22 protein-coding genes are annotated in these 22,867 nt (G+C 64.1%); 6 read left to right on the top strand and 16 right to left on the bottom strand.

Annotation, left to right across the window (positions count from 1 at the left end; translation table 11 throughout):
* Window positions 1-25 precede the first annotated feature (25 nt).
* Window positions 26-661: a nucleotide exchange factor GrpE gene (grpE, locus tag LB541_RS03870; RefSeq protein WP_140500232.1), complete on the bottom strand. Its 636-nt coding sequence runs from the start codon at window positions 659-661 to the stop codon at window positions 26-28.
* 239 nt (window positions 662-900) lie between these two features.
* Between grpE and LB541_RS03865 the strand changes: the two genes are divergently transcribed.
* A complete protein-coding gene (locus LB541_RS03865) occupies window positions 901-1,101 on the top strand; it encodes a hypothetical protein (protein ID WP_140500234.1) in 201 nt (66 codons plus the stop codon).
* A gap of 164 nt (window positions 1,102-1,265) precedes the next feature.
* Window positions 1,266-2,288: a fatty acid desaturase gene (locus LB541_RS03860; protein WP_140500460.1), complete on the top strand. Its 1,023-nt coding sequence runs from the start codon at window positions 1,266-1,268 to the stop codon at window positions 2,286-2,288.
* Between the two features lie 107 nt (window positions 2,289-2,395).
* Here LB541_RS03860 and LB541_RS03855 read toward each other — a convergent pair whose 3' ends face one another.
* The 5 genes from LB541_RS03855 to cysG form a co-directional block, all read right to left on the bottom strand.
* Window positions 2,396-2,929, bottom strand: coding sequence for a DUF934 domain-containing protein (locus LB541_RS03855; RefSeq protein WP_140500236.1), 534 nt, complete (start codon window positions 2,927-2,929; stop codon window positions 2,396-2,398).
* 161 nt (window positions 2,930-3,090) lie between these two features.
* Window positions 3,091-3,855 carry a phosphoadenylyl-sulfate reductase gene (locus tag LB541_RS03850; RefSeq protein WP_140650504.1) on the bottom strand — a complete coding sequence of 255 codons (765 nt, stop codon included), beginning with the start codon at window positions 3,853-3,855 and terminating at the stop codon, window positions 3,091-3,093.
* Entirely contained in the window at window positions 3,830-5,500 is a 1,671-nt protein-coding gene (locus LB541_RS03845; RefSeq protein WP_140650501.1) for a nitrite/sulfite reductase, read from the bottom strand. The genes LB541_RS03850 and LB541_RS03845 overlap by 26 nt, the downstream gene beginning before the upstream one ends.
* A 48-nt stretch (window positions 5,501-5,548) precedes the next feature.
* Window positions 5,549-5,842: a DUF2849 domain-containing protein gene (locus tag LB541_RS03840; protein ID WP_140500242.1), complete on the bottom strand. Its 294-nt coding sequence runs from the start codon at window positions 5,840-5,842 to the stop codon at window positions 5,549-5,551.
* A complete protein-coding gene (gene cysG / locus LB541_RS03835) occupies window positions 5,839-7,284 on the bottom strand; it encodes a siroheme synthase CysG (RefSeq protein ID WP_140650498.1) in 1,446 nt (481 codons plus the stop codon). The genes LB541_RS03840 and cysG overlap by 4 nt, the downstream gene beginning before the upstream one ends.
* 433 nt (window positions 7,285-7,717) lie before the next feature.
* Between cysG and LB541_RS03830 the strand changes: the two genes are divergently transcribed.
* Both LB541_RS03830 and LB541_RS03825 read left to right on the top strand, forming a co-directional pair.
* Entirely contained in the window at window positions 7,718-8,167 is a 450-nt protein-coding gene (locus LB541_RS03830; protein ID WP_140500246.1) for a host attachment protein, read from the top strand.
* Between the two features lie 215 nt (window positions 8,168-8,382).
* On the top strand, window positions 8,383-10,185 hold the full coding sequence (locus LB541_RS03825) for a cation:proton antiporter (RefSeq protein ID WP_224617902.1): 1,803 nt from the start codon (window positions 8,383-8,385) through the stop codon (window positions 10,183-10,185).
* Between the two features lie 102 nt (window positions 10,186-10,287).
* Here LB541_RS03825 and LB541_RS03820 read toward each other — a convergent pair whose 3' ends face one another.
* Window positions 10,288-10,725 carry a VOC family protein gene (locus LB541_RS03820; protein ID WP_140500250.1) on the bottom strand — a complete coding sequence of 146 codons (438 nt, stop codon included), beginning with the start codon at window positions 10,723-10,725 and terminating at the stop codon, window positions 10,288-10,290.
* A 90-nt stretch (window positions 10,726-10,815) separates the two neighbouring features.
* Complete coding sequence (locus LB541_RS03815) at window positions 10,816-11,625, bottom strand: AraC family transcriptional regulator (RefSeq protein ID WP_140558379.1); 810 nt, start codon at window positions 11,623-11,625, stop codon at window positions 10,816-10,818.
* A gap of 143 nt (window positions 11,626-11,768) precedes the next feature.
* On the opposite strand from LB541_RS03815, the gene LB541_RS03810 reads away from it, so the two are divergent.
* Window positions 11,769-12,689: a zinc-binding dehydrogenase gene (locus tag LB541_RS03810; protein ID WP_140566069.1), complete on the top strand. Its 921-nt coding sequence runs from the start codon at window positions 11,769-11,771 to the stop codon at window positions 12,687-12,689.
* Between the two features lie 27 nt (window positions 12,690-12,716).
* Here LB541_RS03810 and LB541_RS03805 read toward each other — a convergent pair whose 3' ends face one another.
* From LB541_RS03805 to LB541_RS03775, 7 genes are all read right to left on the bottom strand, one after another.
* Window positions 12,717-13,469, bottom strand: a complete 753-nt coding sequence (locus LB541_RS03805) for an SDR family NAD(P)-dependent oxidoreductase (RefSeq protein WP_140500256.1) — start codon at window positions 13,467-13,469, stop codon at window positions 12,717-12,719.
* A 50-nt stretch (window positions 13,470-13,519) separates the two neighbouring features.
* The gene (locus LB541_RS03800; protein ID WP_140522540.1) at window positions 13,520-15,784 is read right to left on the bottom strand and encodes a transglycosylase domain-containing protein; all 2,265 of its coding nucleotides are present in this window, start codon (window positions 15,782-15,784) and stop codon (window positions 13,520-13,522) included.
* 136 nt (window positions 15,785-15,920) lie between these two features.
* Complete coding sequence (locus LB541_RS03795; RefSeq protein WP_140500260.1) at window positions 15,921-16,067, bottom strand: hypothetical protein; 147 nt, start codon at window positions 16,065-16,067, stop codon at window positions 15,921-15,923.
* 23 nt (window positions 16,068-16,090) lie between these two features.
* Complete coding sequence (locus LB541_RS03790) at window positions 16,091-16,345, bottom strand: GlsB/YeaQ/YmgE family stress response membrane protein (protein ID WP_140500262.1); 255 nt, start codon at window positions 16,343-16,345, stop codon at window positions 16,091-16,093.
* Between the two features lie 110 nt (window positions 16,346-16,455).
* Window positions 16,456-16,659: a hypothetical protein gene (locus LB541_RS03785; RefSeq protein ID WP_140657278.1), complete on the bottom strand. Its 204-nt coding sequence runs from the start codon at window positions 16,657-16,659 to the stop codon at window positions 16,456-16,458.
* Between the two features lie 83 nt (window positions 16,660-16,742).
* Window positions 16,743-17,363: a ribonuclease D gene (locus tag LB541_RS03780; protein ID WP_140500266.1), complete on the bottom strand. Its 621-nt coding sequence runs from the start codon at window positions 17,361-17,363 to the stop codon at window positions 16,743-16,745.
* 148 nt (window positions 17,364-17,511) lie between these two features.
* Window positions 17,512-18,894 carry a M20/M25/M40 family metallo-hydrolase gene (locus LB541_RS03775; RefSeq protein ID WP_140500268.1) on the bottom strand — a complete coding sequence of 461 codons (1,383 nt, stop codon included), beginning with the start codon at window positions 18,892-18,894 and terminating at the stop codon, window positions 17,512-17,514.
* 472 nt (window positions 18,895-19,366) lie between these two features.
* Between LB541_RS03775 and polA the strand changes: the two genes are divergently transcribed.
* Window positions 19,367-22,318 carry a DNA polymerase I gene (gene polA, locus LB541_RS03770; protein WP_181176984.1) on the top strand — a complete coding sequence of 984 codons (2,952 nt, stop codon included), beginning with the start codon at window positions 19,367-19,369 and terminating at the stop codon, window positions 22,316-22,318.
* 39 nt (window positions 22,319-22,357) lie between these two features.
* Here the strand turns inward: polA and LB541_RS03765 are convergent, their stop codons facing one another.
* Window positions 22,358-22,762, bottom strand: coding sequence for a Fur family transcriptional regulator (locus tag LB541_RS03765; RefSeq protein ID WP_140500273.1), 405 nt, complete (start codon window positions 22,760-22,762; stop codon window positions 22,358-22,360).
* Window positions 22,763-22,867: the final 105 nt, after the last annotated feature.

Raw genomic sequence — 22,867 nt, 5'->3', positions numbered from 1 at the left:
CTGCCTTACTGCGCTATTCCCCTAACTACGCATCCTTCTCCGCCTGCTCGTTGACGGGCCCCGGCTCGACCGGCGCTTCGCCGGCGGCGATTTTCGGGCCGCCCTTGGCAACGCCGACCATGGCCGGGCGCAGCACCCGCTCCCCGATCGAATAGCCCGGCTGCACGACCTGCACCACCGTGTTGGCCGGCACATCGGGATTGGGCACTTCGAACATGGCCTGGTGGAAATTGGGATCGAACTTCTCGCCTTCCGGCGCGAGCTTCTTGACGCCGTGCCGCTCCAGTGCGGACAGCATGGCACGCTCGGTGAGATCGACGCCGTCGATCAGCGCCTTGAAACCCGCATCGCCGGACGCCTTGGCCTCGGCGGGAATAGCGTCCAGCGCGCGGCGCAGATTGTCCGAAACCGACAGCATGTCGCGGGCGAAGTTCGCGACCGCATAGGTACGCGCGTCATGCACGTCGCGCGCGGTGCGGCGACGCAGGTTCTCCATCTCGGCCGCAACGCGAAGCGCCCTGTCCTTCAGCTCTTCATTCTCCTTCAGGAGCCGCACAACCGCTTCATAATCGCCATCGACGCCACCTTCCGTGCGCTCGGCATTGGCTTCGGTCGCCTCAATTTCGTCGGGCGCGCGTTCGTCTTTTGCCTGGTCGCTCATCGCCGTTTCCCATCATCTCGAATAGTGTGGATTTTGAGCCCGATATCGAGGTTTGGTGGGCAAAAATCAAGGGGTAAGCGAAGGCACGCGCCCAGCCGTTCAAACCGAATGGCGATCAGTGCGATGCTTCGATTTTAATTCAAACTTTACCATAGCTTCCACCTTTGCTTGCCCCGGCGGCGCGATCGGGGAACCATTTGCTGGCTGGAGGATTTTCGAACCGACACAGGATTTTTGAAATGACACCCCGCGACAAGGGCGAAAAGAAAGATCGGATCGCCGCCGAAATCCGGCGCCAGCTAGGCACGGCGGCGGTGAGACGCTTTCTGCATGCGCTGCCGGCCTTTCGCGCCGAGAAAGACATTCCCGACCGCTTCCGGGACCAGCTCGAACGTCTCGACGGCCTGGAAAACAGCATGGCTGGCGGCGCGCGCCATTGATGCATGTGACCGGATGCGATCCGGGTTGGCAGAGTTGCAGGGTTAGAACAGAACCTGAAGTCGCGGCCTGGATCGAGGATCCCGCGCCCCATCGCGACAATTACGCGCGGTAATTTCTCGTGATTAGCCTTGCGGGAGCCGGGCCCCTCCGCCTATGCTTCATGATGAACATGATTTCCCCTGAGACTGCCGCCAACAGTAAGCGCGCCTGGTTGAAGATCCTGGCGCGCTACAAGAAGCCGGACAGGCGGCGCAGCGCCGTCGAACTGGCGATCACCCTGATCCCTTTCGCAGCACTCTGGGCGCTGTCCTCGATCGCCTTTGCCTATGGCCATTGGTGGGGGCTGGTGCTGATCTTGCCGGCGGCGGGCTTCCTGGTGCGGATTTTCATGATCCAGCACGATTGCGGGCACGGATCTTTCTTCGCCAACCGCACCGCCGATGACTGGATAGGCCGCGTCCTGGGCGTGCTTACGCTGACGCCTTATGATTGCTGGCGGAGTGCTCATGCCACCCATCATGCCAGCGCGGGTAATCTCGACGAGCGCGGCGTTGGCGATATCAAGACGTTGACGGTCGCGGAGTACCGGCGGATGTCCTGGAGAGGTCGCCTCGCCTATCGTCTCTATCGCCATCCCTTGGTCATGTTCGGACTGGGGCCGATATGGCTCTTCATCTTCGAGCAAAGGCTGCCGGTCGGGATGATGCGCGGTGGCCTGAAGCCCTGGGTATCCTCGATGGCCACCAACCTCGCCATCGTTCTGGCAGCGTCGATCCTGATATGGTTCGTCGGTATTGGCGCTTTTCTGGTCGTCCACCTGCCGATCGTCATCCTTGCCGGATCCGCCGGCATCTGGCTGTTCTATGTCCAGCACCAGTTCGAGGAGACCGAATGGGCGAAGGACGATGAGTGGGAGTTCCAGCGTGCCGCCTTGCACGGATCCTCCTATTATGACCTGCCGCCGGTGCTGAACTGGTTCACCGGCAACATCGGTGTCCATCATGTCCATCACCTCTCCGCGAAGGTGCCAGGCTACCGCCTGCAGGAAGTGCTGCGCGATTATCCGGAACTGCGCGGCATAGGCCGCATCACCCTTCTTGAGAGCCTGCGCTGCGTCAAGCTGGCGCTGTGGGATGAAAACAGCGGCAAGCTGGTGTCGTTTCGCCAGGCACGGATGGCGGCGTAGCCATCTTCTGCCTGGCTCTGCTGTCCCCGATCCGCCGGCGGCACCTCCTGTCGTCGTGACGGGAGAGGACAGGCGGCCGCAAACCTGTCGCTGGAAGTGTCGTGACGTCAGCCGGCACGCAGCCGACGCCAGGAGTATTTTGGTCCCTTGGGCTTCGGCACGGCGGCAGGCTGGTAGTAGAGTCCCAATCCGCCGGTGCGGCCTTCGTCCAGCCGCTTCAAGAGCACGGGATTGGAGATTTCGAATTCATCGAAACCGAGCCGCAGCATATGCGGCAGTTGGTCGACCAGCACCTGGCCGGTGGCGCGCACGGCACCTTCGAAATGATGTCGGCTGCGCAGCAATTCGCCCTTTGAGAAGGAGCGGCCATCGCTGAACGACGGAAAAGCCAGCGCCACCAGCGACAGTTGGTCGAGCAGGCCAGCAATCCTTTCGAGCTGATCGCCGGGTTGCAGCACGACACCGATCCTTTCCTTGGCCGACCGGCGCACCTCCGGATCGAGATCGAGAAACGCCTGCAGCGGCAGGATGAAGCGGCCATTGCCGGACAGCGCTTCCGCGCCTTCGGCATGAGCCCACTCATCCTCCCGAAAACCCGTCGGGGTCCAGAGGCGGGTCTCCGGTATCGTCGGTTCAGTCATCGAAATTTCCTAAAATTCAAAGAGCTCAAGGGGGTGTGGAGATTCAAGCAGGCCCGAGTCGAAAACGGTAGCTTCCGAGAGCCGGAGCGGAGCGTACTTGTAGTACGTGAGCCCCCGAAGCCGCCGTTTGCAGGCCGGCCTCACCTGAATATCAGCATACCCTATAACGATGCGTCGGTCAGCGACTTCTCCAGTCCCGACAGGTGAATGCCGCACTCGGTCTTGGCATGGCCGGCCCAGCGGCCGCTGCGCGCGTCCTCGCCCGGCTGCACCGGCTGGGTGCACGGGAAGCAGCCGATCGACAGATAGCCATAGGCGACCAGCGGATTTTCCCGCAGTGCATGCGCGCGCATGTAGTCCGCCTGGTCCGACGTCGTCCAGTGCGCCAGCGGATTGATGCGGATACGTGGGCCGACCGCCTCGAACACCGGAAGTGCCGCGCGCGTCGAGGCCTGGAAGCGTTTGCGGCCGGTGAACCAGGCGCGGAAAGGCGCTACGCCCCGCGCCAGCGGCTCGACCTTGCGCACATCGCAGCAGGCGTCGGTATTAGTCTGGTGCAGATTGCCGGTCGGATCGATCCGCTCGAGTGCTACCTCGTCGGGCTTGATCACCTGGATGTTGGTCAACCCGAAATCGGCGACCAGGGCGTCGCGATAGCCGAGCGTCTCCTCGAAATGCTTGCCGGTATCGAGAAAGATGACCGGCAGCGAGCGATCGACTTCGGAAATCATGTGCAGTAGCACGGCCGAATCGGCACCGAAGGAAGACACCGCGGCAATCTCGTCGTGAAACAGGTCGCCTGCCCCGCGTTCGATGATGTCGAGCGGATTCAGGTGGCCGTAAAGCGCGTCAAACCCCGCCGCTTTGGCGGCGATGCCGTCATCGGCGTCGACGATAGGGTCAAGCGGCCTTGGCTTCGCCAGCATAGAGCGCCTCCTTGAACGGCGCGGGACCGACACGGCGGTAGGCGTCGATGAATTTCTCTTGAGGATTGAGCCGAAGGCCGAGATAGGTCTCGACGATCTGCTCGATGGCGTCGGTGATCTCTTCCGACGAGAAGCCGCGGCCGATGATCTCGCCCACCGAAGTGTTCTCGTCGGCCGAACCGCCAAGCGTCACCTGGTACAGCTCGGTGCCTTTCTTTTCGACTCCGAGAATGCCGATGTGTCCGACATGGTGATGGCCGCAGGCATTGATGCAGCCGGAGATCTTCAGCTTCAACTCGCCGATCTCGCGCTGCCGCTCCAGCGAGGCGAAGCGACGCGAGATCTCCTGCGCGATCGGGATCGAACGCGCTGTGGCCAGCGCGCAATAGTCGAGGCCCGGGCACGAGATGATGTCCGATATCAGGTTCGAATTGGCGGTCGCCAGGCCGATATCGACCAGCGCGTCATAGACCGCCTTCAGGTCGGCGCGCGCCACATGCGGCAGGATCAGGTTCTGCTCGTGGCTGACGCGCAACTCGTCGTATCCATACTTCTCGGCGATATCGGCAATCGCTTCCATCTGGCTGTCGGTCGCATCGCCCGGCACTTCGCCGATACCCTTCAGCGAGATGGTCACCGCCGCATAGTCGGGGTGGCGATGCGTCACCACGTTCTGGTCGAGCCAATCCGAGAAGCCCTTGGAATCGAGGCGTGCCAGCTTTACAGCCTCGTCGCCGTCCGGCCGCGCGGTCAGCGCTGGTGGCGCGAAATAGGCGTCGATGGCGCGGATGTCTGCTTCCGGCAGCTTCAACTCGGCGTCCTTCAATTGCTGCCATTCCGCCTCGACCTGGCGCGTGATCTCCTCGACGCCGGTCTCGTGGACCAGGATCTTGATGCGCGCCTTGAACTTATTGTCGCGGCGGCCATGCAGGTTGTAAACGCGCAGGATCGCCGTGCAGTAGGACAAAAGGTCGGCTTCCGGCAGGAAATCGCGGATCTTCCTGGCGACCATCGGCGTGCGCCCCTGGCCGCCGCCGACATAGACGGCGAAGCCGAGCTCGCCGGCCGCGTTCTTCTTCAGGTGCAGGCCGATGTCGTGGGTCTGGATGGCGGCGCGGTCGCGCTCCGCGCCGGTTACCGCGATCTTGAACTTGCGCGGCAGGTAGGAAAACTCCGGATGAACAGATGACCACTGGCGCAGGATTTCCGCATAGGGACGCGGATCGGCGACCTCGTCGGCCGCCGCACCCGCGAAATGGTCCGCGGTGACGTTGCGGATACAATTGCCGCTGGTCTGGATGGCGTGCATCTCGACACTCGCCAGATCGGCCAGGATCGCAGGAATGTCGGACAGCGCCGGCCAGTGGAACTGGATGTTCTGGCGCGTGGTGAAATGGCCGTAGCCCTTGTCGTATTTGCGCGCGATGTGGCCGAGCATGCGCAACTGCTTGCTGTTCAGCGTGCCATAGGGCACCGCGATGCGCAGCATATAGGCGTGCAATTGCAGGTAGACGCCGTTCATCAGCCTGAGCGGCCGGAACTGGTCCTCGGTGATCTCGCCGGCGAGCCGGCGCTGGACCTGGTCGCTGAACTCGGCGACGCGGGCCTGGACAAAATCGTGATCGAACTCATCGTAGCGGTACATGCTTCGTCTTTCAGGGCGCGTCCGCCCGTGTTCACTTCTGGTCTGGGCTTACGCCGCCCGGGAGGCCTGCTTGCCAAGATCGTTGCGAATGGTCGGGCCCGCGGCGCGGATCTTCTCGCGCAACCGCACCGGCTCGACAACGCCGTTCACGATTTCGGCATCGATGAGGTTGACGTCGAGGACTTCGTTGTCGGCGTGGGCCTTGGCACCGATCGCTTCCAGGCGATCCTCGGCCGCCTTGTCATGGGCGAGGTCGGCATGGTCCGCCCTCTCGGCCCAGCCGCCGTCTGCGTACCAGACGGCGATGCCGTCGGCGAGCCGGTTGGCGGTCAGTATCTTCATTGCTGAACTCCCTCGGTGGCAGCTATGGGCGCACCTTCATGCCTGTGTGCCGCGAGCGGTTCGGACCGTTCGAAATTGGCGCCGGCGACCGCATCGCCGATGATGGTCATGACCGGACCTGAGAGATCGGCGCGCGCTTCCAACGACGGCAGGTCGGCAAGCGTGCCGTGGAAACGGCGGCGATTGCCGAGGCTGGCATTCTCGACCACGGCTACCGCCGTATCGGGCGAAAGCCCGGCCTCGATCAGCCGGCCGGCAACCTCCGCGGCCACCGAGCGGCCCATATAGACAGCAACGGTGGCACCCGAAATGGCAAGCTTGGCCCAGTCGGGCAGCGAATTGCCCTTGAGATCATGACCGGTGGTGAACACCATCGAGGAGGAAACCCCACGCAGCGTCAGCGGCAATTCGAAATCGGCGGCGGCGGCGAAAGCAGCGGTAACGCCCGGAACCACCTCATAGGCGATGCCGGCATCACGCAGCGCCGCCATCTCCTCGCCGGCCCGGCCGAACACCAGGGGATCGCCCGACTTCAGCCGCACCACACGCATGCCTTCGCGGCCAAGCTCGACCAGCAGCGCATTGATCTCGGCCTGGCTCTTGGTGTGACAGCCCTTGCGTTTGCCGACCGCCAGCCGCTCGGCGTCGCGTCGGCCCATGGCGACGACAGCCTCCGGCACCAGCGCGTCGTGGACGATGACATCGGCCTCCATCAGCAGGCGATGCGCACGCAGCGTCAAAAGGTCCTCGGCACCGGGGCCCGCGCCAACCAGGGCGATATGGCCTGAAGCGGATGCAGCCGAACGCAGAAGATCGGCGGCTGCGTCATGCGCCTGCGAAAGCTTGCCAGCTTCGACGGCGCGCGCCGGCGCACCGCCGAAGAACTCGCTCCAGAACCGGCGGCGCGAATTGCCCCTGGGCAGGCTTTCAGCGGCGGCCCGGAAGGACGCGGCGAGAGCCGCCAACCTGCCCAACGAGGGCGACAGCATGCGGTCGATGCGGGCACGCAGCATCTGCGCCAGCACCGGCCCAGCGCCTTCCGTGCCGATGGCGATCGCGACCGGTGCGCGATTGACCAGCGCCGGGGTGAAAAAATCGCAAAGCTCCGGCCGGTCCACCGCATTGACGGGGATGCCGAGCCGGCGCGCATCCTGGACAACGCGCCGGTCGAGCGCCTCATCGCCGCTGGCAGCGAACACCATCACCGAGCCTTCCAGCCGACTCGCCTCATAGGCCGCGATGTGGGTGGCGCCGCTCTGCGCGATGAAGCCGAGCATGTCCGGTGAGGCGCTCTCCGCGACGATGCGCAGCGTAGCGCTGGACTGCCCAAGCAATCGTGCCTTGGCCAACGCTTCGTCGCCGCCGCCGACGATCGTTACGGCTTCGTCCTCGACCCGTACGAAGACGGGGAAGGCATTGAGCTTGGGGGCGGGCTGCGGCATGGATACGAACGGAATCCTGATCTGGTCTTCACTTCTACGCGTGGGCGCGAAAAAGCTGAAGAAACCCACTCGCGCATCACCTTCCGGGATGCAATCGCTTTTTCTAAAGGGCCGCAGCCAAGAGAAAAATATTCCACCTTGTTGCGGAGACCGGCATCAAGCCGCTGTCGCGGGCGTTGATTTCTCCTCTTTTTTGGGCCGAACGCGCTTTATGACAAAACCCTTTTTTCTAAATTCTACTAATTTAGTAGATTAAAGCTGCCCCGGCGGTCGTGCGTGCGCCTCCGCCTCGAAGGAGCGCCCGTATGACCTGGCTTTTTGGCTGGAACATTACCGGATCGAGGCGCGTTCCTTCCGCATGCGCAATGCAAAATCATACCTGGCCGCGGCGTGAAGCCAAGCGTGGCGGCAGCGAAGGAAGGAGCCCGGCGTCATGAGCGCGATCAAGTTGAAGCACGGCATCTGGATCATGGTGGCCGACGGAGAAAAAGCGCTCTTCCTCAGAAATGCAGGTGACACCAAATTTCCGAACCTCGAAGTGGTGCAGGAAGTGAGGCAGGACAACCCGCCAACGCGCGAGCAAGGCAGCGACAGTCCCGGTCGCTACAATGACGGTCCCTCGGTTCACCGCAGCGCGGTCGAGGAGACGGATTGGCATCGGATCGGCAAGGAGCGCTTTGCCGACGAACTCGCCGAACGGCTCTACAAGCTGGCTCATCGAGGCTCTTTTGACGAAATCATCCTCATCGCGCCGCCGCTCGTGCTCGGCGCGATGCGCAAGATCCTGCACAAGGAAGTCAGCGACAAGGTCAGCGCGGAAATTCCCAAGACGCTGACCAACCACGCGGTATTCGAGATCGAGGCCCTGTTGCGGGCAGCTTGATCGTTGGCGATCGAGCGCCGCCGTTGCGGCGCATGATTTCGGCTGACCTCGAATTCCGGCTTGCTTGCCCACCGGCGAGGTATTTGTCGCTTCACCGGCAATTCCCGGTTTTGCGGGGTTGCGTGGCCGACACCCAATCCACCATATTGCAAACAGGCGGCGGCTTCGGGCGGCGCATATCCTGCATCGCTGGCTTGAAAGGCGCTCCATAGACAATGCCGCATGACACTCCCCTTATCGCCACCATCGTAGCCGGTCTGGGGCTCGCTTTCGTCTTCGGCGCTCTCGCCAACCGCTTCCGCATTCCGCCGCTGGTCGGCTATCTCGTGGCCGGCGTGCTGGTTGGGCCGAACACGCCCGGTTTCGTCGCTGACGCCGGCCTTGCCAATGAGCTCGCCGAAATCGGCGTCATCCTGTTGATGTTCGGCGTCGGCCTGCATTTTTCGCTGAAGGATCTCCTGTCGGTCCGCGCCATTGCCGTGCCCGGCGCCATCGTTCAGATCGGCTTTGCCACGGCACTCGGCGCGGGGCTTTCCTGGATGCTCGGCTGGTCTGCGGGAGCAGGACTGGTCTTCGGCCTGGCGCTGTCGGTGGCCTCGACCGTGGTGCTGCTGCGCGCCCTGCAGGAGCGCCGCCTGATCGAGACCGAGCGCGGCCGCATTGCCGTCGGCTGGCTGATCGTCGAGGACTTGGTCATGGTGCTGGCCCTGGTGCTTTTGCCAGCGCTTGCCGGCGTGCTTGGCGGCCAGGAGCAGGCGGATGCCCATGCGAGCGGCCTGCTGTCGCTGCCCGCGAGCTACGGCATCTGGGGTGTCGTCGGCATCACGCTGGCCAAGGTCGCCGCCTTCGTCATCGTCATGCTGGTGGTAGGCCGCCGCGTCATTCCCTGGATCCTGCACTATGTCGCCCATACCGGCTCGCGCGAGCTGTTTCGGCTTTCGGTGCTGGCGATAGCGCTTGGCGTCGCCTTCGGCGCGGCCAAGCTGTTCGGCGTCTCGCTGGCACTGGGCGCTTTCTTCGCCGGCATGATCATGAGCGAGTCCGAACTCAGCCACCGCGCCGCGGAGGAATCGCTGCCGTTGCGCGATGCCTTCTCGGTGCTGTTCTTCGTCTCGGTCGGTATGCTGTTCGACCCGTTCAGCCTGTTCAGCAACGGCTTGCCGATTCTGGCAACGCTCGCCATCATCGTCGTCGGCAAGTCGCTGGCGGCCTTCCTCATCGTCGTCGCCTTCGGTTATCCCCTGGCGACGGCGCTGATGATTTCGGCGAGCCTTGCCCAGATCGGCGAGTTCTCCTTCATCCTGGCCGAACTCGGCGTCGGGCTGAAACTGCTGCCCGAACAGGGGCGAGACCTCATCCTGGCGGGCGCCATCCTGTCGATCGTGCTCAACCCGGTGATGTTCCTGGTCATCGACTGGATGAAGCCATGGCTCGAGGCCCGCGCCGCCAGGACGGCGCCGCCTGTTGAGCCCAAACCGGTCGGCCCGGCGACGGAGCCCGGCCAGGTGGCTTCCGTCGCCTCGGCGGCGAAGCAGGAGGATGGGCCGCCGCCAAGAACGGCCCTCAGCGGCCACGCTATCCTGATTGGTTACGGCCGTGTCGGCAGTCTCGTCGGCGCTGCGTTGAAGGAAGCCGCCCTGCCCTTCCTGGTGGTCGAGGATGCCGACAAGACACTGGTGAAGCTCAGGGCCGAGGGCATCGAGACCGTGGCCGGCAACGCCGCCAATGCCGAAGTGTTTGCAGCCGCCAATCCCGAAGGCGCAAAACGGCTGATCCTGGCCATCCCCAATGCCTTCGAGGCCGGTCAGATCGTGCTGCGTGCGCGCGCCGCCAATCCCGCCATCAATGTCGTCGCCCGCGCCCATTCCGATGCCGAGGTCGAGCATCTCAAGGGGCTCGGCGCCGATACGGTGATCATGGGCGAACGCGAGATCGCGCGCGGCATCGTGGAAGAGGTGCTTGGTCACAAGCCGCGGGCGGCTGAACCGTCCGCCTACACGGAACTAGTCCGTGCTTAGCGAGAACGCGGCCGACCGTGGAGGGCTGGACCTCGAACAGGTGGGGCGGCCTTGGACGCGCCCGCTGACATCGGCCACTCCTGCCATTTCTTCGTATTGCGCTTAACCGAGTTCTTGGGCGAGTCCGATGAGCAACCCCTCAGGCCCACGGATGTAGCAGAGCCGATACACGTCTTTATACTGGACTACTTCGCCTACGAGCTGCGCGCCGCGCGTGCGGAGCCTTTCAAGCGTCTCGTCGATGTCATCCACGGTGAACATGACGCGCAGGTACCCTAGGGCGTTGACCGGGGCGTTCCGGTGATCTGCGACGACAGGCGGCCTGAGGAAGCGGGAGAGCTCGAGCCGGCTATGGCCGTCCGGTGTGCGCATCATGGCAATCTCGACATGCTGATCGCCCAGTCCGGTGACACGTCCGGCCCATTCTCCTTCGATCGTGGCCCGTCCTTCAAGCTCGAGGCCGAGTTCGCGAAAGAAATCAACCGCCTCTCCGAGGTCTTCGACGACGATTCCTACGTTGTCCATCCGCTTGAGCGCCATGTTTCCATCTCCAAGGTGTCGTTCGAATCTACAAGGCGTCGCCTGGTCTAACAATGGATGCTCGAGGTGCTCCGCCTGCAGCCAGGTTGATCACGCCACGAAGGCAGAGCCGCCATTTTGCGCGACGCTGCCGAGGTATTTTGCCGGCGGCTTGCCAAGCGCCTTTTTGAACATGGTGATGAAGGCGGTGACGGAATCATAGCCGAGATCGCCGGAGACCTGCTGCACGCTCGCACCGGAGGCAAGTTCTCGAATTGCGACGATCAGATGCAACTGCTGGCGCCAGCGTCCGAAGCTTAAGCCAGTCTCCTTCACGACGAGACGGGCGAGACTGCTCTCGCTGAGCGCAACCCGGCTGGCCCATTCCGACAATGTGCTGCGGTCGGCGGGATCCTGCGCCAACGCTTCGGCGATCCGCCTCAATCGCGGCTCGGATGAGATCGGCAGATGCAGCCGCTGGACAGGCATGCGCGGCAGCTCAGCAAGCAGCATCCTGATCAAAAGCGCATCCCTCGCCTCATCATCCCCCACGCCATCGGACAGTTCGATGATCAGTTCGCGCAGCAGCGGCGAGACCGAAAGGGTGCAGCACCGGTCCGGCAATTCGGCGGCTCCCGGCTCGATGTAGACGAAGAAGATCCGGGCGTTGGCGGTCGCGATATTGCTGTGCTCCATGTCGCCGGGAATCCACACCCCGCAATGCGGCGGCACCATCCACAGGCCGCTCGGGACGCGGCATGTGACGCCACCGCCGAGCGCGAAGACGAGTTGGCCTTTGCGATGCCGATGGGAGGGGACTTCGGCCCTGGTTTCGGTAACGTCGACGCGCACGGCGATTGCCGGTGCGAGGACGTCATCCACATTGAAATCGAGCCATGGGTAACGAAGAGGTTGTCTCATGATTGACGGCTTTTAGCGATTAAACGCCACGATAGCTAAATTCTTCAAGCTGGGAAGTCGATAGGTTCCAGCTTGCCCATGCACCCGGTTGATCAGGATGCCACCGCGCTTTGCATCCACAAACCAGCAGGAAGGTACGTCTCATGCTCGCCCTAGCCATATCTTCCGACAGCCCCGCCGGACTGACGCTTGCCGAGGTCGAGGACCCACGGCCTCTCGCAAACGAGGCGCTTGTCTCGGTCCACACAACCTCGTTGAATCGCGGCGAATTGCGCCTGCTCACCATACGCCCGGACGGCTGGATACCCGGCCAGGACATCGTCGGGATCGTCGAACGGCCAGCGGCCGACGGCTCCGGGCCAGCCGTGGGCGCCCGCGTCGCGGCCTTGGTCGACCAGGCCGGCTGGGCCGAACGCGTCGCGGTTTCGACCGACCGCCTCGCCGTCCTGCCGGATGAGGTCAGCTTCGTTTCCGCGGCCACGCTTCCGGTCGCGGGCACCACCGCGCTCAGGACTTTGCGCCATGGCGGCGACCTTGCCGGCCAACGGGTCCTGATCACCGGCGCAAGTGGAGCGGTCGGCCGTTTCCAGATCCAGATCGCGCGCGAACAGGGCGCGAGCGTGACCGCGGTCGCGGCCTCCCGGCATGGCGAGGATCTCCGCCGCCTGGGTGCCGGGCAAGTCGTCGAGTCGATCGAACTGGCCGTGGGGCCGTTTTCGCTGATTACCGAATCGGTCGGTGGCCAAAGCCTCGCCCACGCGATCGAACGCGTCGCTCCTGGCGGGACGATCGTCATGTTCGGCTCAAGCAGTGGCGAACTCACGCCAATTGGGTTCCGCCAGTTCGTTCCGGGTCACGAGGGGGCGAGGCTTCAGACTTTCGCCTACTACACGTCTGGCGCGGGCATTGGCTCGGACATCGCCTCGCTACTCGCTCTCGTTGCGGCCGGCCGGCTGGAAACCCGCGTCGCCCTGACCATGCCATGGACCGACATCGCCCAAGCCCTGGACGCTCTGCGACAGCGCAGCTTCAGCGGCAAGGCCGTTCTCACCATGACCGGATGAACGATCCCTAGCCTGAGATCAGTCCGCTCACACGTGCTGGCCGCCATTGATGTGGATTTCCGAACCGGTCACATAAGACGCCTGCCCGGAGCACAGGAAGAAGATGATGTCGGCGACCTCGGCCGTGGTACCCAGCCGCCTGAGCGGAATGGTCTCGACGATCTTGTCCGTGCCTGGCGACAGGATCGCGGTGTCGATTTCGCCCGGCGCAATGGCGTTGACGCGGATCCCGTGCGGCCCGAAATCATGCGCCATCTCGCGCGTCAGCGAGCCGAGCGCCGCCTTGGATGTCGCATAGGCGGTGCCGGCGAAGGGGTGCACCCGGGTGCCGGCGATCGAGGTGACGTTGACGATCGACCCTTTCGCCGATGCCAGTTCCTTGAACAGCCCGCGCGCCAGCATGATCGGCGCGAAGAAATTGACCTGGAACACGTCGCGCCAGACATGCATCGGCGTGTCGATGGAGTTCATGCGGCTGTTGCCGTCCTTGAGCTTTGGCGAAATGCCGGCGTTGTTGACCAGCGCGTGCAGCTGCCCGCCATGCGCCTCGAGCCGGTGGCGGATTTCGGAGACGGCGATGCCGACATCCTCCTGGTCGGCGAGATCGACCTTGATGTGGTCCTCGGGCCCGGCCGGCCACGGGCAATCCTCGGCAAACGCCTGGCGCGAGCAGGTGATGACGCGCCAGCCCTCGCGCGAGAAACGCTTGACCGTGGCATGGCCGATGCCACGGCTGGCGCCGGTCAGCACAATGGTCTTCCTGGTGTCGATCTCTGCCATGTCGGGAGGTGTAGCCGAACGGTGTGGCGCTGGCGAGAGGCGAGTTGCCGCTAGCCTCCGCCGAGAATGTCGAGGATCGACGTCTGCCGCTTCTTGAGCGGACCGCCGACACTGCCCGGCGGCACCGGATGTCCGACCGAGGCGGTGGTTCCGGAGTCGCCCGGCATATCGAAACCGTCGGCGTCGACCGTCTGGGCCGGGCGGGGCGCGCGAACCGGCGCTGGCTGCGCCGCGACGGCAGCGGGCGCCGACTGGCCGACAGGCGCTTGCGGCTTCGGAGCCGGCTGTGTCGCATCGGCCGACGGGATTTCGTCCGGCACGATCCTATCGGCCGGCGTCGATTTCCAGGTACCAGGCAGCGGCCGCACGGGCACGCCCTCATGCGCGGCGACCATGAACTCGTGCCAGGCCTGCGCCGGCAGCGCGCCGCCGGTGACCTTCTTCATCGGGCTGCCGTCGTCATTGCCGAACCATACGCCGGTGGTGAGATTGGCGGTGTAGCCGACGAACCAGGCGTCGCGCGAATTCTGGCTGGTGCCGGTCTTGCCGGCCGACGGCCAGGTGAAGGCCGCCTTCCTGGCCGTGCCGATCTCCACCGTCCCGGTCATCATCGAGTTCATCATGCCGACGATCTCGGGCTTCACCACGCGCGGCGCGCTGCCGCTGCCGGCGTCGTACAGCACCTTGCCCTCGGCTGATGTCACGCGGCGGATGAAATGGATGTCCGGCTTGTAGCCGCCATTGGCGAAAGGCACATAGGCCGAGGTCAGCTCCAGCGGCGTCACTTCCGACGTGCCTAGCGCGATCGAGGTGTTGGCCTGCAGATCGGACTGGATGCCCATGCGATGCGCCGCCTCGACCACTGCGTCCGGCCCCACTTCCATGGTCAGCTGGGCCGCCACCGAGTTCAGCGACTTCGCCAAGGCGGTTGCCAGCGTCACCTTCCCGAAATACTTGCCGCCGTAATTGTCGGGTGTCCATTTGCCGATCTTGATCGGCGCATCGTTGCGCACGCTGTCGGGCGTGCGGCCGGCCTCGAGGGCGGCCATGTAGACGAACGGCTTGAACGCCGAACCGGGCTGCCGGCGCGCTTCCGAGGCGCGGTCGAACTGGCTGGTCGAATAATCGTAGCCGCCGACCATGGCACGCACCGCGCCCGAATCGTCGATCGACACCAGCGCGCCCTGGGTGACGTTGAGCTTCTTGCCGCTTTCATCGATCAGCCGGCGGATCGATTGTTCCGCGAGCTTCTGCAGGTTCAGGTCGACGGTGGAATCGATGACGATGTCGCCGCGCACGTCGCCGATCAGATCGGGCAGCTCTTCCATGATGGTGTCGGCGACGTAGTTTTCCGAGCCTGTCCAGTAGGACGGCGCGCGCGTCGCCGGCGCGCTCATCGCCGTGGTCAGTTCCTTGGCGCTGATCTTGCCTTCGTCGCGCATAGCGGCGAGCACCAGCTGCGCGCGGTCCTCGGCGGCCTTGGGATCGCGCGCCGGCGACAGTCGCGACGGCGCCTTCAGGAGACCGGCAAGCAGCGCCGCCTCCGACAAGGTGACATCGCGCGCGCTCTTGCCGAAATAACGGCGCGAGGCCGCTTCGACGCCATAGGCGCCCGAGCCGAAATAGACCCGGTTGAGGTACATTTCGAGGATCTGGTCCTTGGTGTGCTTGTGCTCCAGCCACAGCGCCAGCAGCACCTCCTGCACCTTGCGCTCCAACGTCCGGTCCGGCGTCAGGAACAGGTTCTTGGCCAGTTGCTGCGTCAGCGTCGAACCGCCTTGCGAGAAATGCCCGCCGGCGAGATTGGCGACCATGGCGCGCGACAGGCCGATCGGGTCGACGCCGAAATGCGAATAGAAGCGGCGGTCCTCGATGGCGATGACCGCCTCGGGGATGTAGGGCGACATTTCGTGCAGGCCGACCGCCTCGCCGCCGCTCATGCCGCGATTGGCGAGCAGTTGGCCGTCGGCGGAGACGATCTTGATATTGGGCGCGCGATCGGGGATCGACCAGGTCGTGGCCGCCGGCATCTTGGCGCCGTAGTAGACGACGACTCCGGCCACCGCGATGCCGCCCCAGATGGCCAGCACGAAGCACCAGTAGACCAGCCGGCCGAGCACGCCGAACAGGCCGCGCCGGCTTCGGTCGCGCCTGGCACGCGACGATTTTGCCTTCGGCGGTTTGCGTTTGGCGGAGGCTTTGCGGTTGCTGGGCACGACGCGATCCTCCTCGCTCACCGAAAGACCTGTCTGGGATCTCGCTTGTGGCGGTCCCTCGAAACTGGGTTCGATGCGGCTGTCTCTGCGGTTCGCCATGCGCTGCGCTTGATATCCCGATGCCTATGGCGTCGGGTTGCAGAGTAGATGCGGCGGTTTAAAGGCGGGTTAAATCCGGCAGGCAGCGATAGTCAGGCGTGGGGAGCAATGCGGAGCCGGCAAGCCCGGGCTCCGTTCAGTTCTGCTGGATCGAGATGCCCTTGTCGTCGATCTTGAGCTCCACGCCTTTCGGCTTGGTCTGTTCGCGGTAGACGTAGACGCCGAGCGCGATGACCACGACGACGAGCGCGCCAATGACGAGATAAAGCGTATTCTGTTTCATGGCGCGCTCCTCGGTGCCCGGCCTCAGGCTCGCTTCAGGACCCTGACCAGGATCAGCAGGATGATGGCGCCGATCGTGGCGTGGATGATCGAGGCGAGGATGCCGCCGCCGATGGACAAGCCGATCCGCGGGAACAGCCAGCCCGCGATGAACGCGCCGATGATGCCGACGATGATGTTGCCGATCAGGCCGAAGCCGAAACCGGAGACGATGAGACCGGCGAGCCAGCCGGCGATGGCACCGATGATGATGAAGACGAGCAGGCTTTCGACGCCCATGGCGATTTCCCTCCGAGCAAGAGGCGAGCGCGGAGCGGAAAGCCCCGAATCGGCCTCGATATCAACGGCTTCAGGCTATGCGAAAGCCGCCGCCCTCGCCAGCGGCCTGCTCATTGGTCGCCGTCGTCGCTCGCGGCGGGCCGCCAGCTCGTCGGCTCGACCTTCTTCTGCGTATCGCTGTCGATGTAGACCCACCAGCCGCCGTCCCGGTATTGCGCGATGGATTCGTTGAGCACGCCGTCGCCGTCCTTCCAGGTCACGGTGACCTTGGAGCCGTCGGTGGGCGCGGTCGATATGGGCTTCCTATCCGCCATGTCATCCCTCTTTTCGAGCCGACGGAACACGACGGCCGGCATCTGGTCCCGGACGGAACATCGGCGGCAGCGCCGCGACGCCGTCAGCTATGAGCGAAAATATCCTCTTCGTCCCAGCCCATGAGGTCAAGCTTGGCGCGTGTCGGCAGGAAGCGGAAACAGGCGTCGGCCTCTTTCGTGCGATCCTCGCGCGCCAGCCGCGCCGCCAGCACGTCGCGCAGCCGGTGCAGATAGAGCACGTCGGATGCGGCGTATTCGAGTTGTTCGGGCGACAGCGTTTCGGCCGCCCAGTCCGACGATTGCTGCGCCTTGGACAGGCCGACGCCCAGAAGCTCGAAGCAGATGTCTTTGAGACCATGCCGGTCGGTGTAGGTGCGGGTCAGCCGCGAGGCGATCTTGGTGCAGAATACCGGCTCGGGCATCACACCGAACGCATGGTAGAGCACGGCAAGGTCGAAGCGCCCATAGTGGAACAGCTTGGTCACGCTGTGGTTTCCCAAGAGCTTGACGAGGTTCGGCGCTTCCTTTTGGCCCGGCGCGATCTGGATGACGTCGGCGCTGCCGTCGCCGGGTGAAATCTGCACCACGCACAACCGGTCGCGATGCGGGTTCAGTCCCAGCGTTTCCGTATCGATGGCAACCGCCCCGACATTGTAGCGGGACAGGTCGGGCAGATCGTTTTTGTGGAAACGGATATCGCTCATCGTCTTCTCCGGGGTCGCGCTTTCGGCATCGCGCATCCATCGAGCGGACGCGCGCGCTCCAGCACGTTGCGCTGGCAACCCGTCCTTGCCGTGATCGGTGGAAAAATCAACATAAACTTGATTTTCCCGCCTTTCGTGAGTTCCCGGCTCAGCGCGTCAGCGCGTCCAGAATGCGTGCCCAGGAGCGCTGGCCCTTGTGGAACGAACTCAACTCATACTTTTCGTTGGGCGAGTGGATGCGGTCGTCGTCGAGGCCGAAACCGACCAGCAGCGATTCCATGCCGAGATAGGTCTGGAAATCGCCGACCACGGGGATCGAGCCGCCGCTGCCGATCGTCACCGCCGGCTTCGGCCATTCGTCCGACAGCGCCGTCTTGGCCTTGGCCAGGAACGGCGAGTCGTAGGAAAGCTGGATCGCCGGCGAGCCACCATGCGGGTGGAACTCCACCGAACAGTCGGCCGGAATGCGCTCCCTGACGAATTGCTGGAAGGCGGCGCGGATCTTCTTGGGATCCTGCTTGTGGACGAGGCGGAAAGATACTTTCGCCGAGGCCTGCGCCGCAATCACTGTTTTGAAGCCCTTGCCGGTATAGCCGCCGGTGATGCCGTTGAACTCGGCCGTCGGCCGTGCCCAGGTGAGTTCCAGCAGCGAGCGGCCCTTTTCGCCCGACGGGATCGAAAGGCCGACGGGGCCAAGGAACGTCTCGGCCGTTTCGCCCAGCGTTTCCCATGATTTCAGGATCTGCGACGGCGTTTCCTCGACGCCGTCATAGAAGCCCGGGATGGTGATATGGCCGTCCTTGTCGTGAATGTCGGCCAGCACCTTGGCCAGGATGCGGATCGGGTTGGCAGCGGCGCCGCCATAGAGACCCGAATGCAGGTCGCGGTCGGCGGCCTTCACGATGATCTCCTCGCCAACCAGCCCGCGCAGCCCCACGCAGATCGACGGCGTGTCGCGGTCCCACATGCTGGTATCGCAGACCAGCGCGAAATCGGCCTTGAGTTCATCGGCATTGGCCTCGAGGAAGGGCTTCAGCGACGGCGAGCCCGACTCCTCCTCTCCCTCGAACAGGATAGTAATGCGGCACGGCAGATTGCCATGCACCTGCTTCCAGGCCCGGCAAGCCTCGACGAAGGTCATCAACTGACCCTTGTCGTCGGCCGAGCCGCGCCCGGTGATCACCTTGTGGCCGGGCTCGATCTCCTTGACCGCCGGCGCGAACGGGTCGTTTTCCCAAAGCTCGATCGGATCGACCGGCTGTACGTCATAGTGGCCATAGAACAGCACATGCGGTGAACCGGCCGGCCCATCATGATGCGCAACCACCATCGGGTGGCCGGGCGTGTCGCGGACGCTGGCGTCGAAGCCGATCACCTTGAGTTCTTCCACCAGCCATTCGGCCGCCTTGCGGCAATCGGCGGCATAGGCCGGATCGGTGGAGATCGACCTGATCCGGAGCAGACCGAACAGGCGCTCCAGGCTCTGGTCGAGATTCTTGTCGAGACGGTCGAGAACGGGGGAAATTGACATTGGCGAGCCTTTCGATTCAGTGCCGGAACCGTAAAGGCAGAGCGGGCAAACGAAAAGCCCGCGAGCATTGGACCACGGGCTCAAGCGTTATTCGAAACAAAAAAGACCGCCGTGGTGGAGGGGGAACCACGGCGGCCCTTCTACTCGAAACGATGCGGCAGCCCGGAGAGGGGGGATAGGCTGCCGCAGGTGTCCGGGATAGGCGGGGGACGGGCCTTGCTCCGGACGTCGGCGAAAATTGCCGATGACATTTATCTGTGTCCTCGAACGTGGCGATTCAAGGGCACGAATATTACACTTTTGTAACATGGCCGTGAGCTGCCGTTCGACAGGCGGGACCAAGCCCTCCCGCGGGCGAAAATAATGCCATTTCAGCTCTTTCCAACCAACCCGTCGCCTGCCTGTCAGGGTGTTGCTGGAAGCGGTGCCTTTGGCATGGACCAAGCCGCCGCGCCGCGCTATCCCTGCCGGCATGAAAAAAGGCGATCATCTCTTTCTTGTCGACGGCTCCGGCTACATCTTCCGTGCCTATCATGCGCTGCCGCCGCTGACCCGCAAGTCCGACGGCCTGCCGGTCGGCGCCGTGTCCGGCTTCTGCAACATGTTGTGGAAGCTGATGCAGGATGCCCGCAACACCGATGTCGGCATCGTGCCGACGCATTTCGCCGTCATTTTCGACTATTCGTCGAAAACCTTCCGCAACGATCTCTATCCCGAATACAAGGCCAACCGTTCGGCGCCGCCGGAAGACCTGATCCCGCAATTCGGCCTCATCCGCCAGGCGACCAGGGCGTTCAACCTGCCCTGTCTCGAGATGGAAGGGTTCGAGGCCGACGACCTCATCGCGACCTATTGCCGGCTGGCCTGCGAGGCCGGCGGCGACACCACCATCATCTCCTCCGACAAGGACCTGATGCAGTTGGTCGGCCCGACGGTGAGCATGTACGATCCGATGAAGGATCGCCAGATCGGCATTCCCGAGGTCATCGAGAAATGGGGCGTGCCGCCGGAGAAGATGATCGACCTGCAGGCATTGACCGGCGATTCCGTCGACAATGTTCCCGGCGTGCCGGGCATCGGACCGAAGACTGCGGCGCAATTGCTCGAACAGTTCGGTGACCTAGACGGACTGCTTGAGCGCGCCGGCGAGATCAAGCAGGAGAAACGACGCGAATCCATCATCGCCAATGCCGACAAGGCGCGCATCTCGCGCCAGCTGGTGACGTTGAAGAACGATGTGCCGGTGGCCGAGGGGCTGGACGAATTCGTCCTGCACGCGCCGGACGGGCCGAAGCTGATCGGCTTCCTCAAGACCATGGAATTCTCTTCGCTGACCCGCCGCGTGGCGGAAACCACGGGAACCGAGGCAAGCGACGTCCAGGCGATCGCTGTGACGGTCGAACGCGCCGACTCCGCGCATGGGCCGGATGTCGGCGCCGGCGCGCCGGTCGCGCCCAGCGCCGAGGCGAAGCAGGACGGCGAGACGGCCCTAGCCGCAGCCGGCGGCACCAAGGAGGGCAACACCCCCTCGCTTCTGTCGGCGCTTCGCCTGGAGGCCGCCACCGCCCGCAAGATCGACATTTCGGCCTATCAGTGCATCCGCGACGTCGCCAGCCTGAAGGCCTGGGTCGCCGAGGCGCTGGAGACCGGCATCGTCGCCTTCGATACCCGCGCGACGTCGCCCGATCCGATGCAGGCCGAACTGATCGGCTTGTCGCTGGCGACGGCGCCAGGTCGCGCCGCCTATGTGCCGTTCGCCCACAGGAGCGGAAATGGCGACCTGCTCGGCGGTGGTCCGATCGACAACCAGATCCCGCTGCGCGAGGCGCTGGCCGTGCTGAAACCGCTGCTCGAGGACAAGTCTGTCCTCAAGATCGCGCAGAACCTGAAATACGATCTCGTCATCATGAGCCGCTACGGTATCGACGTCGGCCCTTTCGACGACACCATGCTGATCTCCTACGTGCTCGATGCCGGCACCTCGCATGGCCACGGCATGGACGCGCTTGCCGAGAAATGGCTGGGCCACAGTCCGCTTCAGCTCAAGGACGTGACCGGCTCCGGAAAAAATTCGGTCGGCTTCGACCAGGTCGATGTCGACAAGGCGACCGCCCACGCGGCCGAGGACGCCGATGTGACGCTCAGGCTCTGGCTGGTGCTGAAGCCGCGGCTCGCCGCCAAGGGCCTGGTGTCGGTCTATGAGCGGCTGGAACGGCCGCTGGTGCCGGTGCTGGCGCGCATGGAACAGCGCGGCATCTCGGTCGACCGGCAGATCCTGTCGCGGCTGTCGGGCGAACTGGCCCAGGGCGCAGCCCGGCTCGAGGAAGAAATCTACCAGCTCGTCGGCGAGCGCATCAACATCGGCTCGCCCAAGCAGCTCGGCGATATCCTGTTCGGCCGCATGGGTCTGCCCGGCGGCTCCAAGACCAAGACCGGCCAATGGTCGACCTCGGCGCAGCTTCTGGAAGACCTCGCCGCCGAAGGCCACGAACTGCCGCGCAAGATCGTCGACTGGCGCCAGCTGACCAAGCTGAAATCGACCTACACCGATGCGCTGCCCGGCTTCGTCAACCCGGACACCAAGCGCGTCCACACCTCTTACGCGCTCGCCGCGACGACGACGGGGCGGCTGTCATCCTCCGACCCGAACCTGCAGAACATCCCGGTGCGCACCGCCGAGGGGCGCAGGATCAGAACGGCCTTCATCGCCGACAAGGGCAACCGCCTGGTTTCGGCCGACTACAGCCAGATCGAATTGCGCGTGCTCGCCCATGTCGCCGAGATCCCGCAATTGCGGCAGGCCTTCGCCGACGGCGCCGACATCCACGCCATCACGGCCTCGGAAATGTTCAACGTGCCCGTGGAGGGCATGCCTTCGGAAGTGCGCCGCCGCGCCAAGGCGATCAATTTCGGCATCATCTACGGCATCTCGGCTTTCGGCCTTGCCAACCAGCTGTCGATCCCGCGCGAGGAGGCCAGCAACTACATCAAAAAATATTTCGAGCGCTTCCCCGGCATCCGCGACTATATCGAAGAGACCAAGGCCTATGCCCGCGAGCACGGTTTCGTCGAAACCATCTTCGGCCGCCGCATCCACTACCCCGAGATCCGGTCTTCCAATCCCTCGATCCGCGCCTTCAACGAGCGCGCCTCGATCAACGCGCGCCTGCAAGGCACCGCCGCCGACATCATCCGCCGCGCCATGGTGCGCATGGACGAGGCGCTGGAGAAGGCCAGGCTTTCGGCCCGCATGCTCTTGCAGGTGCATGACGAGCTGATCTTCGAGACGATCGAGGCGGAAGTGGAGGCGACGATCCCCGTCGTGCGCCATGTCATGGAGAACGCGGCCATGCCGGCGGTGTCGATGTCGGTGCCGCTGCATGTGGACGCTCGAGCGGCGAACAATTGGGACGAGGCGCACTAGCGCCAGGCCGGCATCACCTGAATATCGATACACCTTAGACTAGGCAGCTTGCGCCCGGCACTTGGCACAGGTCCCGCGGAACTCGATCACCGCCTTCTTGGCGGCAAAGCCGGTGGAGCGCACCCATTCGTCCAGCCGGTGACCGACATCATGGTCGGACATTTCGCTCACCTGGCCACATGTGTCGCAGATGGCGAAAGCGGTCATGGAATGGCTGTGATCGTGCGGTTCGACGCAGGCGACGAAGGAATTGAGGCTTTCCAGCCGATGCACGAAGCCGGACTTCACCAGCGTGTCGAGCGCGCGATAGACCTGCAGCGGCGCGCGGAAACCCCGCTCGCGCAGCTGGTCAAGCAAGGTGTAGGCGCTGAGCGGCCCGCTGGCGGCCTCGAGTTTCTCGAGCACGCACAGCTGGTTCTTCGTCAGCACATCCCTTGCCGCCATGATCCTGTTTCCGACCTGCCTTGTGTCACATACGGGCCGTTTCCATATGCAAACGGCCCGTCCCATTCAGATAGCGACGAACCGCTGTCTTTGCTACTCCTCTGT

Source organism: Mesorhizobium sp. BR1-1-15 (genome assembly GCF_020165475.1).
Classification (GTDB): domain Bacteria; phylum Pseudomonadota; class Alphaproteobacteria; order Rhizobiales; family Rhizobiaceae; genus Mesorhizobium.
This window is presented reverse-complemented; position numbering and strand designations above follow the sequence as displayed.

Coding starts and splice junctions, on each gene's coding strand:
- grpE (WP_140500232.1), bottom strand. CDS start 661: ATGAGCGACCAGGCAAAAGACGAACGCGCGCCCGACGAAATTGAGGCG.
- LB541_RS03865 (WP_140500234.1), top strand. CDS start 901: ATGACACCCCGCGACAAGGGCGAAAAGAAAGATCGGATCGCCGCCGAA.
- LB541_RS03860 (WP_140500460.1), top strand. CDS start 1,266: ATGAACATGATTTCCCCTGAGACTGCCGCCAACAGTAAGCGCGCCTGG.
- LB541_RS03855 (WP_140500236.1), bottom strand. CDS start 2,929: ATGACTGAACCGACGATACCGGAGACCCGCCTCTGGACCCCGACGGGT.
- LB541_RS03850 (WP_140650504.1), bottom strand. CDS start 3,855: ATGCTGGCGAAGCCAAGGCCGCTTGACCCTATCGTCGACGCCGATGAC.
- LB541_RS03845 (WP_140650501.1), bottom strand. CDS start 5,500: ATGTACCGCTACGATGAGTTCGATCACGATTTTGTCCAGGCCCGCGTC.
- LB541_RS03840 (WP_140500242.1), bottom strand. CDS start 5,842: ATGAAGATACTGACCGCCAACCGGCTCGCCGACGGCATCGCCGTCTGG.
- cysG (WP_140650498.1), bottom strand. CDS start 7,284: ATGCCGCAGCCCGCCCCCAAGCTCAATGCCTTCCCCGTCTTCGTACGG.
- LB541_RS03830 (WP_140500246.1), top strand. CDS start 7,718: ATGAGCGCGATCAAGTTGAAGCACGGCATCTGGATCATGGTGGCCGAC.
- LB541_RS03825 (WP_224617902.1), top strand. CDS start 8,383: ATGCCGCATGACACTCCCCTTATCGCCACCATCGTAGCCGGTCTGGGG.
- LB541_RS03820 (WP_140500250.1), bottom strand. CDS start 10,725: ATGGCGCTCAAGCGGATGGACAACGTAGGAATCGTCGTCGAAGACCTC.
- LB541_RS03815 (WP_140558379.1), bottom strand. CDS start 11,625: ATGAGACAACCTCTTCGTTACCCATGGCTCGATTTCAATGTGGATGAC.
- LB541_RS03810 (WP_140566069.1), top strand. CDS start 11,769: ATGCTCGCCCTAGCCATATCTTCCGACAGCCCCGCCGGACTGACGCTT.
- LB541_RS03805 (WP_140500256.1), bottom strand. CDS start 13,469: ATGGCAGAGATCGACACCAGGAAGACCATTGTGCTGACCGGCGCCAGC.
- LB541_RS03800 (WP_140522540.1), bottom strand. CDS start 15,784: ATGGCGAACCGCAGAGACAGCCGCATCGAACCCAGTTTCGAGGGACCG.
- LB541_RS03795 (WP_140500260.1), bottom strand. CDS start 16,067: ATGAAACAGAATACGCTTTATCTCGTCATTGGCGCGCTCGTCGTCGTG.
- LB541_RS03790 (WP_140500262.1), bottom strand. CDS start 16,345: ATGGGCGTCGAAAGCCTGCTCGTCTTCATCATCATCGGTGCCATCGCC.
- LB541_RS03785 (WP_140657278.1), bottom strand. CDS start 16,659: ATGGCGGATAGGAAGCCCATATCGACCGCGCCCACCGACGGCTCCAAG.
- LB541_RS03780 (WP_140500266.1), bottom strand. CDS start 17,363: ATGAGCGATATCCGTTTCCACAAAAACGATCTGCCCGACCTGTCCCGC.
- LB541_RS03775 (WP_140500268.1), bottom strand. CDS start 18,894: ATGTCAATTTCCCCCGTTCTCGACCGTCTCGACAAGAATCTCGACCAG.
- polA (WP_181176984.1), top strand. CDS start 19,367: ATGAAAAAAGGCGATCATCTCTTTCTTGTCGACGGCTCCGGCTACATC.
- LB541_RS03765 (WP_140500273.1), bottom strand. CDS start 22,762: ATGGCGGCAAGGGATGTGCTGACGAAGAACCAGCTGTGCGTGCTCGAG.